Source organism: Celeribacter sp., assembly GCF_048261515.1.
Lineage (GTDB): Bacteria > Pseudomonadota > Alphaproteobacteria > Rhodobacterales > Rhodobacteraceae > Celeribacter.
In genome coordinates this window covers 20,827-31,315 of record NZ_JBLXFZ010000007.1, presented here as the reverse complement: position 1 = coordinate 31,315, position 10,489 = coordinate 20,827, and the positions used below count along the sequence as shown (strand labels likewise).

Here is a 10,489-nt window from a genome sequence, read left to right as displayed (position 1 = left end):
CTCCTTAATGCGCATACCTGTCGCAAAAGGAAGGGCAAAGCCCCTGTGCGCCCGCAAGAAACACTAGAGCATGAAGCGGCTTACATCCGTTGCTCGCGCCATGTCGCCAACGTTCTTTTCCACAAACTCGGCATCCACAGTCACCGTATCGCCGCCGCGGTCGGGTGCCGCGAACGACAGCTCTTCGAAAACCCGCTCCATGATGGTGTGAAGCCGTCTCGCGCCAATATTTTCGATGGTCGAGTTCACCTCTTGCGACAGGCGCGCGATGGCGGAAATGCCATCTTCGGTGAAATTCACGGTGACTTCCTCGGTTTCCATCAGCGCCTTGTACTGCAGCGTGAGTGCATTATCCGTTTCAGTCAGGATGCGCACGAAATCACTCTCTTCCAAGGCGCGCAATTCAACGCGGATCGGCAGACGACCTTGCAACTCGGGCAGCAGGTCTGAGGGTTTGGCAATATGGAAAGCACCTGACGCGATGAACAGGATATGGTCGGTTTTGACGGGGCCGTATTTTGTGCTGACCGTCGTGCCCTCGATTAGGGGCAGCAGGTCGCGCTGAACACCTTCACGGCTCACATCGCCGCCACGGGCTTCCGAACGCACACAAACTTTGTCGATCTCGTCGAGAAACACGATCCCGTTCTGTTCAGCCGCCTCCAAGGCCGCGCGATTGACGGTTTCGTCATCAAGCAATTTATCGGCTTCCTCGGAGATTAGCGCGTCATAGCTTTCGGACACCGTGAGTTTCTTCTTAACCGTGCGTCCGCCGAATGCCTTTCCGAATAGGTCACCAAGGTTCATCATGCCGCCCATTTGTGGCTGGCCTGGAATGTCCATCATGCCCATTGGCGGTGTGTTGTCTTGCAAGTCCAGCTCGATAACCGTGTCATCCAGCTCACCGGAACGGAGTTTCTTACGGAACATCTCACGGGTTTGATCGCGCGCATCCGATCCCGCGATGGCTTCGATCACCCGTTCTTCGGCCGCACTATAGGCCTTCGCCTTTACGTCCTCGCGCATCTGTTCGCGGGTCTGCGAAATGGCGGCATCGACGAGATCACGGACAATCTGCTCCACATCACGGCCAACATAACCGACCTCGGTGAATTTCGTCGCCTCGACTTTGACGAACGGGGCCTTGGCGAGTTTCGCCAGACGGCGGGAAATCTCGGTCTTGCCCACGCCTGTCGGCCCGATCATCAGGATATTCTTGGGATACACTTCCTCGCGAAGATCGTCGGACAATTTCTTGCGCCGCCAACGATTGCGAAGTGCTACAGCCACGGCGCGCTTTGCGTCCGATTGGCCGATGATGAAACGGTCGAGTTCCGAGACAATATCGCGCGGGGTCAGGTCGGTCATTTGGAAATCTTCTCCACGGTCAGGTTGCCGTTTGTGTAGACACAGATATCGGATGCAATCGCCATCGCTTCGCGTGCGATGTCTTCGGCATTCTTGTCGGTCTCCATGAGACCGCGCGCGGCGGCGAGCGCAAAGTTGCCTCCCGAACCAATGGCGGCCACATCATGTTCGGGTTCCAAGACGTCACCCGCGCCCGTGATGACGAGCAAAGCGTCACCGTCGGTCACAATCAGCATCGCTTCCAGCTTTTGTAGGTACTTGTCCGTGCGCCAGTCCTTTGCCAACTCGACACTGGCACGCGCCAGTTGCCCAGGTGTGGCCTCTAGCTTCGCTTCTAGCCGCTCAAGGAGGGTGAATGCATCCGCCGTCGAACCAGCAAATCCCGCCACGACCTCATGACCACCAGGAGACAGGCGTCGCACTTTGCGTGCGGTGCCCTTGATTACGGTCTGGCCGAGGGAAACCTGACCGTCGCCCGCAATGACAACTTCGCCGCCACGTCGCACGCCGATTATGGTCGTTCCGTGCCAGCCTGGGAATTCTTCGTGTGACATGATGTGTCCTTTCCTTCCCGACCTATATGTTAGCCATGTGCGGTCTGCGCAACCTCAAGGCACCGAATCCGCATGAAAAAGGGCGCCGCAAGGGCGCCCGTTCTCTATCGCGTGGCGAGAAAATCAAACGACTTCGTCGATCCAGCTTTGCAAAGCGGATTTGGGTGCCGCGCCTGTCTTGTTCGAGACGACCTGACCGCCGTTGAACATAAACAGCGATGGGATCGCGCGAACGCCGTACTGGCCAGGTGTGCCAGGATTTTCGTCAACGTTCACTTTGACGATTTTAACTTTGCCTTCGTATTCGTCGGACAGCTCTTCGAGAGCGGGTCCGATCTGTTTACAAGGGCCACACCACTCCGCCCAGAAGTCCACGACAACGGGAACATCGGAATTGAGGACTTCGGCTTCGAAGGTGGCGTCGGAGGCAGAGACGGTTGCCATGGGAATTCTCCTGAATAATGGGCTTGGCCAAAACCTAGGTGCGGTGGGGGCCGTGGTCAAGATATAGAGGTGTCACGAAGTGCCTTCCTCACGATATCGAGAGGAATTGGCATCAACTCCGCCGTTCGGGTCCACAGTAGTGCAACCTCGATCGTGTGATTTGGATACATGCGTTCAGCGGCCTGTGCATAGGCACCAAGTTGTCGCAACAGGCCGACAGGAACGGCCGATGCTTCTTTCGGGATCACTGCATTCGTCTTGAAATCGACGATCTGTATACGCCCGTCCTCAACGATAAGCCGGTCTATGATGCCGTGGACTCCGCGCATCTCACCGCCGATTTCAAGTTCTCCCGAAAAGGGCACTTCCGAAATTGAATTCGACCCGAACACAGCCCAATCGTAAGACTTGTCGAATACAGCTCGAACTTCTTCCAACAATGCATCGACTTCGCTTTCAAGGATCGCGTCCTCTCCGTCGCCCAGCGTCAGAAGTGCGAAATCACGTTGCTCCGCTCTGGGCACATCCTGCAACGTATCCAGCAAGACGTGTATTTGACGACCGCGTCGCATGGCCGTTTCATCGTCGGTATCAACAGGTTCATCAAAAAGCGCCTTCGCCCCGCCGAGATCTGATGGCGAGAGAAAGGGGGGCTTGTCAGGATGGCGCGGTGCGGGATCTTCGATCCATGACGGAAGCGTGGCGCGCGTAGAGGTGCTCACATCAGGCGCTTCTTCCTCTCGCTCGCGCCAATCTCCTGTCTGATACCGCGTAATGATGCCGAAATCGTTGGAGATTTGCTTGGTCGGCAAAGTCTCTAATCCAGCGGAAACAAGGTCATGCCACGTGACGGCGTCCTTTGCCGCATTGTCTTTTTCACTCCGTGAACCCGCAACGATCAGCCACCGTTCTGCCCGCGTCATGGCGACGTAAAGAAGGCGGCGATCTTCCTCTTCCTCTGCGTTCTTCGCTTTCGCAATTGCCTCTGAAAGCACATCACCAGCCATCGCCGCAGGGCCGTTCGCAATGACGGCCCCGTTCGCGATCGGGAGCGCGGGCTTCTTGTGCACTTTACTGCGGTCCGCCTTCGCACATTCGGGGAGGATCACAATAGGCGCCTCCAAACCCTTGGCCCCATGCGTTGTCATCACACGGATCAGGTTTGCGCCGTCGCCAAGTTGTCGTTTTACCGTGCTTTCCTGCGCTTCGAACCATGCCAGAAATCCGGTCAAACTTGGAATATCTGCGGATTCGTAGGTTCGTGCGAGGTTAAGAAGCTGGTCGATTCCATCTTCGGCTTCCGCACCTAAGCGCGACAGAAATCGGCGACGCGCGCCGTGGCGGGTCAAAATACGATCCAGCAGCTCGTAGGGTCGCGAAAAATCGAGCTTGCTTCTAAGATCGTCCAGAATTTCCATAACCTGCGGGAACGCATCGCGATTTTCGCGTAGGCGCGACCACAGGGTGTTTGTCCCGCGCCCATGAGCAAGCGTGAAAAGCTCTTGTTCCGAGAGATTGAATATCGGTGATCTCAGGGCTTCAGCCAGCGAAAGGTCGTCGTCCTCAAGCGCAAGGAATGACAGGAGAGATATCAGGTCCCTCACCCCCAATTCGTCGGAAACGATCAGACGGTCCGCGCCCGCAACGGGTAGCCCCGCCGATTTTAGCCTGCTGAGGATGTGGCTGAAAATGCCAGTCCGGCTGCGCACCAAAATCATGATGTCTCGCGGCTCAATTGCACGAAACTGTCCGTTTTCCCCTTGAATCGAGCCGTTTTCGAGCATGTCGCTGATCTGCTCGGTGATCAGTTCCGATAGGACGGCGCGGTGATGTTTGGGGGAAACCTTGTCAACTGCATCGCTCCAATGGCTGTCTGCATCGGTTTCGGGTTCCGATGAAACAATCGGCCACAGGTCGACGCGTCCTGCACGCTCACCAAAGAACGCAATATGACGGGTTTCTCCACCTACACCCCGCCCGTTGGCCTGCTCAAAGACATGATCGACGGCTGTCAGGATTTCGGGCGCGGATCGAAACGAGTGTTCGAGGGTGAGCTGTTGCAACTCCGATCCAGTCGGGCGCAGCCGTTCATCGAAGAAGTCGCGCATACGGTCAAAACCCGTAGGATCGGCCCCTTGGAAAGAATAGATCGACTGCTTTTTGTCGCCTACCACGAAAATCGTGCGCACCACATCGTCCCGCGCGCCAGTGCCTGCTGCAAACTCTTCGGCAAGATGCCGGATGACCTCCCATTGCGTCGGGCTGGTGTCCTGCGCTTCGTCCACCAGAATGTGATCGAGTCCGCCATCGAGACGATACAGCACCCATTGCGCCATCTCCGAGCGCGACAACAGATCGCGGGTGGATCGGATCATGTCGTCGAAATCGAGATACCCCAGTTCGCGCTTTAGACGTTTGAACTGTGTGATGACACGATGGGCAAAACGATGGACGGCCAACGTCCGCTCAGCGTCTTTGAAAGACAGCGCTACAGGGAAGGCATATTCGACGCGCTTCATGAGATCCTCAAGCGGAGTAAGCGCGTCGGAATGTTCCGCAATGAACCCCTTAGTCCCGACCCCACGAGGAAGCCCGAACCGAGACAAGCGGAAATTTGGGGAGTCCTTGGATTGAACGAGAAAACGTGACGCCAGTGCGAGAATACCGTCGATGCTCGCGGGAGTGGTAGAGATTTGCGCGAGTGCTTCGGCGAATTTTACATCCGTAGATTTGTCGCTCGTGGCAAAAAGTGCGGCCATCTTTTCGAGCATTTCTTTCTCGCCACCAAGAAATACCTGCCCGACAAGGGAGGATTCCGACACGCCCTGCGGAAGCCCGTGCCACGAATAGACGTCACTTTCCGCTGGTTTTGTCTCGAAATCCTCTGCATTCGAGAGGAGGTTTTCGATGTATCCGAAAATCGTTTCGGCGCCCAGTTGTGGAACAATACCGTCGATCAGGTCAGCATCTGGTCCGCGCGCCATCTCGTCGAGAATATCTTCCAGCAGGCGCTGTTTTATCCTGTTGTCGAGTTCTTGAAACTGGGGAGATACGCCCGCCTCCAGTGGAAACCGCCGCAAGAGGCCACTACAGAAGGAGTGGATCGTCTGGATTTTTAGCCCGCCAGGCGTTTCGACGGCACTGGCAAACAGCCGCCGCGCGGCGGAAAGTGTTTCTGGCGTCAGATTAGCCTCGGGATCGAGGGCTCGCAATTCCTCCTTGAGTGCATCGTCGGGAAGCATCGCCCATCTGCCGAGGTTTTTGAGCAGCCTGTTTTGCATCTCAGCCGCAGCGGCCTTTGTGTAGGTTAGGCAAAGAATGTTCTGCGGTGGAGTTTGACGTAACAAGAGGCGTGCAACACGGTCGGTGAGAACCTTGGTCTTTCCCGATCCCGCGTTCGCTGAAAGCCACGTGGAGCGCTCAGGGTGAGCAGCTGTAATCTGGCGGGCGCTGGCGTCGGTCATGAAAGCTCCTCCTGCACAGGGTCTTCACTCGTGTCCCACTCTCCGAGGCGCGCAAGATGGTCGAAGTCACCCGCAAACCCCTCTTTCTCGGCGGCGCGTTGACCCGTGTATCCAACATGCCCCCCAATATGACGTCCAAGCAGCGCTTTCAGCCCTTCAAGAGTTTCCTGAATACGCGGGCCATCAAGCGCATCGCCGACGGACTTCAGGTCTTTATTCAGCCCCAGATAGGTGAAGCCCGACGCAACACCCTGACCAACCTTCTCAAAGGTGCCTTCGGCCAGAATCACAGCTTCATAAAGGAGCTGGAGGTTGAAGACGCCAATTTGCTTGGGCGATGGTGGCGAGCTCTTGTAGTCGTAAATGTGAAAGGTGCCGTCGTGGAGTTGGTCGATCCGGTCCGCTTTCGCGGTGAGTTCAAAGTCGAGGCTCTTGATCCGCATTCCCCCTTTAGTTTCAGGGAAAATTGCATCCGCTTCGGCTGCGCGCGCCAATTCGTCCGCAACCAGTTTTTCCGAAATTCGCGAGATATGTGAGAGCCAAATCTGCCGATGAAATGGTGGAATTCCGCCTTTGTCGAAGGCCGTCCCAGCCGCATTTAGAAGCCTTTTTTGCGCAGTTTTAGGATCTAAATCAAAAGGCAGATCCGTCAGGAAAACCTCCATCATCGTGTGAAGAACATTCCCACGATCACGGGGGTCGCCCGCGAAGTTTAGAGGGGAGAGTTTTCGCAGCCCAAGAATGCGCTGTGCATAGACTGCATAGGGATCGCGAAGGAGGCGCTCGACGGCGGTGACGGGCATTTCCTTCGGTTGCGCGTAGGAGGGCGGGATGGGGCTGGGGCGATGGGCGCGGTCGAGTTGCTCTGGCAAACGATCTGGATGATCCAACTCGGCCGCCATGCGCGTCCATCGCCTGCCGCGTTCAGACATAGCCGCACGCGCCGCACGGCTTTCGTCGCTTGCCCCGTCGAGCAGGTTCAGCACACGAACCAACCAACGCGAGGGAACGGTGTCGGCTTCGGCATCGCGCACGGATCGTGAGAGAATGACCTCGCGCGCGCAGAACGCTTGCTCGAAGTCATGAGCGGACAGGCCGACCATTTGATCAGGAGATAGAAGCCCAGCCGCCTTGCGCAATTCGCGGTTGAACCACGGATCAGCGGCGGGATGTTGCGGCCAGACACCATCGTTCAATCCTCCGAGGATCACGAGATCGGCATCCAGAGACCGCGCCTCCAAGGTGCCCCAGATCAGGACATTCGGATGGCGTGGGGTGGGATCGCGGGACAGTTCGCGCGCAAGAACTGTACGAAAGAAATCCTCAAATACCCGCGCCGACATATCGCCACCCGCGTCTGCGTCATGCACCATTCGGTCGATCAAATGCTGCATCGCGCGTCCGTCGAGACCGCTCCAAAGCGCGGATGAATCTTCCGACCAAGGGCCGCTAACAAGACCCGAAACTACCTCAATAAGCGCATTCAAGTGGAACGAGAGCGGCCTTTCGGCGTTGCTCTCCCGACCAAAGAGTACGCCCTTTACCCAGTCCACCCAGATGGCGCGCGCTGCGCATTCGCCTTCGTCACGCGGCTTACTTGCCCATGCGCTCAGAACGGCTTCATCAACAATTTCCGAGGATCGGCGGCGCAGGAACACTTCCAAGGAACGGGTCCAGAGAAGGTGCTGTCCGCGCCCTGTTTTCTCGCCAAAGGTCGCGTCAGGTTCGGAGCGCGCAACGAGTGGATGCTTGAGCACTACAAGGAGATCGGCGGCAGTAATGGATCGGCCGAACAGGCTCGCGACATGGCGGAACAAGCGGCCAGGGGGTGTTTGATTGAGCGGAACGCCAGCACTGTCTTCGGGATCAATGTTCCAGCGGTCAAGACATGCAGTCACTTGCCGTGCCAGATCGCGGTCGGGCGTTATAAGAGCAGCACGCCTGTTGGTTTCTGCGGCATCGCGCAATACCAGCGCAATCGAAATCGCCTCCGCTCTGGGGTCGGCCGCTTCTATGAGTGTCAAATCTGCGCATGCGGCGGCGATCTCTGGCAAGTTCGGCCCATCGCGCATCCATTGATCAGTCACAGGGGCGGGGCGCAGCGCCAGTGACAAAAGCGCGTTTCGTGGCGGGCTTGGTGGTGTGGTGCTGGCGAAGGGTTGCACGTCGTCTTGGGACAGTCCCAAGCGATTGGCCATCCGAATAACCCGCTCCTGAGGGTGGTCGCGTGTTTCGTCTGTGGCAATCCGATCCCAAACTTCGGCGGGCATTTCAAAGTCCACTCCAGGATAGACCACAGCCCCTTGAGGAAGCTTCGCGACGACCTCCATGAACCGCGCTGTCGTGCCGCGCGACCCTGTGGAACCGACCACCAGAACCGGGTGGGACGGCGGGGAGGTTTGCCAATTCTGTGCTTTCCGTTCAACAACGGCGCGAAGACGGGCCTCGGAGATTGGCGGGGTGGTTTCCGCATCGTCATAGAACCGTTTGACCAGCCCAATGAAGTCCAATGCCTTTTGCCAATGGTTCGAGATATCAGGGACGTTGAGGTTCTTGAGGTCTTCGTAGGACACACCCTCGTCATGCATTTCCCCCAACAAGCGTGCGAGGCTGTCGGCGAGACCATGGACCGACACCCGATCAGCAAAGTCGGGCTCGCGTTCAAGGAAGGAGGTCACAAGCTGTGCCAGTTCCAACCTGAGTTTCAACGGCGACATCGGCAGCGGAATATCGTGGTAGCGCGGATCTTTGGCGAGGTCAGTAATCAACCGTATCCGAGGCAAGAGCCGCGTGGTTCCGTCATCGAAAGCGTCTCTAAGGTTGCGCTTCATCCGTGAGGTGTTCACGTAGATTTCGGTGCGCGCGAGCAATTCGGGACCGTCGTCACCAAAATGCGCCAACAGACCGTCACGCACGGCATGTGTGTAGTTCACACCGCAGGGCAGGCCGAAAAGCCTTGGAATTTCACTTGGCGGAAACATAGGCGGCCTCCTCAAGTTCTTCTTCTGCGCGTGCGATGCCTTCAGGGCTGCCGACGTCGCACCATATGCCGTCAAAAACTGCACCATAGAGGCGTCCATCGGTGTGGATCGCATTCCACGCCTTGTTCATCGAAAAAGCGGTGTCGGGCACGCGCGTCACTGCGGATAGTTTGGTGATTTGCAGACCCGTGTAGACAAAGTCACCCCCACGCGCCAATCGCCCGTTGTCATCCAGAGCGAAATCACCTGTCCCGTTGTGACCGCGGGTGTTTTCGCTTGGGACGGTGAGCAGGAGTGCATCCATAATCGAAGGATTCCATTGCGCGCAGAGTGTTTCAACTGGAGTGCCGCCGATCCATACAGTGTCGGTGTTGAGCGTGAAGCAGGTGTCACCAGAGATCAGCCGAGCAGCGTTCTTCAGCCCTCCGCCCGTCTCTAGAAGAATAGATTCCCGCACAACCTGCACGCCATGCTCGGCCAGATGGGTTTCAAGTTCGTCGGGTAGGTAATGAGTGTTCGCGATCTTTTTGGGGACATCTGCGACAATATCCAGCGCGTAGTCCACAAGTGGGCGCTCGCGCACCTTTATCATGGGCTTTGGCATTATTGACGTGAGCGGGCCCATACGAGTGCCGCGCCCCGCGCAAAACAGCATTACAGTGTCGGGACAGTTCCGCATTTGGACTTCAGAATCTCCAGATTTTGCGCCGTTGGCGCAGGATAAACAGCGGCAACAATCGCGCGGATGTCTTTCAGGGCGGGATGTTCCAGATCTTCCATCAAATGATCCCAGACCCGAGGGATGAGGTCCACATAATGTGGCTTTTCAAAGTGGAGCGACATACGCGCGAAGTTCCTCAGGATACGCAAATTTCGCTGCGCCGAGGCGGTTGCGCAATCACGGGAAAAAGCCTCACCGTCCACGCCAGATCGTTCGATGAAACGCGCGATACAGGTGTCGCGCACCTCTTTTGACACATCTCGCCGCGCGTCCCTGACCAGCGACATCAGGTCATAGGCGGCGGGACCGCTCATCGCGTCCTGATAGTCGAGCAGGCCGACTCGGTGGATCCCATCGCGTTTGGGAAGCCAGACAAGATTCTGTGCGTGATAATCGCGCAGAATCGTGGTGCGTGCGGGAGAGAATGAGGCAATCAGGCTTTCGAGAGCATTGCTCATGTCCGCCGTGAGGGCTTCATCCGTCTCGTCGGAAATGCCGCCCACATACCAGCGCACGCTTGCCGCAGCGAGGTCGGCCATCTGTGGGTCGTAGGGCTTCACGTCAGGTAGGGGGCTACTTTGATATAGGTGGACAAGCACATCCGTGGCTTCAGCGTAAAGCACATGTTCTTGAGACGCGTCGCTGGCGCAAATCCTGTCAAAAACAGCATCGCCGAAATCCTCGATCACGAGAAATCCGAGGTCGATATCCGCTTCATATGTTTCGGGTGCAGATAGGCCCAACGATCGCAAATATGCGCCGACCTTTAGAAACGGGCGCACATCTTCGCCGAGGGCGCGGGGTGCGTCCATAACGATGGCATGCCTGTCTTTGGCTTTGTCGAATAGTCGAAAATACCGCCGCCGGGATGCATCGCCAGCAAGCGGTTCAATGTCTGCATCCCGCCATTCGGTGCGTGACAAAAAGGCGGTGAGTTGTTCGAAGCGTTCCTCCATG

Annotated in this window: 7 protein-coding genes; all 7 read right to left on the bottom strand. The window is 57.1% G+C overall.

Annotated elements, in window-relative coordinates; genetic code table 11:
* Positions 1–63: 63 nt before the first annotated feature.
* The 7 genes from hslU to ACN0SC_RS12845 all read right to left on the bottom strand — a co-directional run bounded on the left by hslU (position 64) and on the right by ACN0SC_RS12845 (position 10,488).
* Positions 64–1,368 (bottom strand): ATP-dependent protease ATPase subunit HslU, encoded by a 1,305-nt coding sequence (hslU, locus tag ACN0SC_RS12875; protein WP_417250087.1) that lies wholly within the window; start codon positions 1,366–1,368, stop codon positions 64–66.
* Positions 1,365–1,922: an ATP-dependent protease subunit HslV gene (gene hslV, locus ACN0SC_RS12870; RefSeq protein WP_417250086.1), complete on the bottom strand. Its 558-nt coding sequence runs from the start codon at positions 1,920–1,922 to the stop codon at positions 1,365–1,367. The genes hslU and hslV overlap by 4 nt, the downstream gene beginning before the upstream one ends.
* A 123-nt stretch (positions 1,923–2,045) precedes the next feature.
* Positions 2,046–2,366 carry a thioredoxin gene (trxA, locus tag ACN0SC_RS12865; RefSeq protein WP_417250085.1) on the bottom strand — a complete coding sequence of 107 codons (321 nt, stop codon included), beginning with the start codon at positions 2,364–2,366 and terminating at the stop codon, positions 2,046–2,048.
* Positions 2,367–2,422: 56 nt separating this feature from the next.
* Positions 2,423–5,830 (bottom strand): double-strand break repair helicase AddA, encoded by a 3,408-nt coding sequence (gene addA / locus ACN0SC_RS12860; protein WP_417250084.1) that lies wholly within the window; start codon positions 5,828–5,830, stop codon positions 2,423–2,425.
* Positions 5,827–8,811, bottom strand: a complete 2,985-nt coding sequence (gene addB / locus ACN0SC_RS12855; protein ID WP_417250083.1) for a double-strand break repair protein AddB — start codon at positions 8,809–8,811, stop codon at positions 5,827–5,829. Before addB ends, addA begins: the two co-directional genes overlap by 4 nt.
* Complete coding sequence (locus tag ACN0SC_RS12850; protein WP_417250288.1) at positions 8,795–9,466, bottom strand: nucleotidyltransferase family protein; 672 nt, start codon at positions 9,464–9,466, stop codon at positions 8,795–8,797. Before ACN0SC_RS12850 ends, addB begins: the two co-directional genes overlap by 17 nt.
* Entirely contained in the window at positions 9,466–10,488 is a 1,023-nt protein-coding gene (locus ACN0SC_RS12845) for an aminoglycoside phosphotransferase family protein (protein ID WP_417250082.1), read from the bottom strand. Before ACN0SC_RS12845 ends, ACN0SC_RS12850 begins: the two co-directional genes overlap by 1 nt.
* Position 10,489 lies beyond the last annotated feature (1 nt).